The sequence below is a fragment of the Protofrankia sp. Cas8 genome, from assembly GCF_963555845.1.
Taxonomy (GTDB): Bacteria; Actinomycetota; Actinomycetes; order Frankiales; family Frankiaceae; genus Protofrankia.
Genome location: NZ_CAUVXI010000170.1, coordinates 11,826 through 12,686 on the forward strand (window position 1 = coordinate 11,826; position 861 = coordinate 12,686).

Sequence of the window (861 nt, forward strand, 5' to 3'; positions counted from 1 at the left end):
CATCGAGTACGCGACGGTCGCGCTGCTCAGGGGTGCCCGCGATCTACAAATCCGAGTCGGATTGAAACTTTTGAACCTCGGGCCGCTGGGCGCGCGTGCGGTGCCCGCGATCTACAAATCCGAGTCGGATTGAAATCCGCGAGGCGTGCGCCACGAGCGTGCCCGGGTCGGGGTCCAGGTCTTGGATATTGCGGACGGGTATCCCACCCGCGCTGTCCGCCGGGACTGCTGGCGGGAGGGACTCGGCAGCGAAGCGTGCGACGCCGCGGTGACCTGGGGGTTCGCCGCTCTCAACCTGGACGAGATCGTCACGTTCACCAACCGGGGTAACGCCGGGATGAACGGGATCGCCCGCACGCTCGGCATGACGTTTCAGGGCGAGGCGTCCGCCATCGGCCCGTGGAAGGACAACAACGTGTACGCCACCAGCCGGTCCGAGTCGGAGACGCATACCGGCGGTTGACCTCCGACCTGTCACGGACGCGGTATTGTGGTTGGCACAACAGGTCGACTCCATGTTCGGTACCGTGCCCGAGGGAGCTACTTCCTGGTCGTGTACGACCGGCGCGCAGCACTCGCAGCCCGTTTTTCTGCCGAGCGGTCACGCGACGACGGTTCTGATGTGGAGGTAGTCGTGCTGGCCGCCACGTCGCACGAGGCTCTTACCAAAATGGATGCACGCTGACCTGGGCAAACGTCCCGCCGGCCCAGAACGGGACGTTCATTGTGGTTGTGGACGCCTACCGGCGCGGCCGGACAGTCACATGAGCCGATCATGGCAGTGGGCAGCCAGGCCCAGGCGGGCGCCTTACGCGGGACCGCGCCCACACCCGCGCCCACACCCGCGCCCACACCCGCGCA

General features: G+C 66.7%; 1 protein-coding gene. It reads left to right on the top strand.

Annotated features, from left to right (window positions below):
• The first annotated feature begins 181 nt into the window (after window positions 1-181).
• Window positions 182-463 (top strand): GNAT family N-acetyltransferase, encoded by a 282-nt coding sequence (locus U9977_RS20340; RefSeq protein WP_322750881.1) that lies wholly within the window; start codon window positions 182-184, stop codon window positions 461-463.
• The last annotated feature ends 398 nt before the right edge of the window (window positions 464-861 follow it).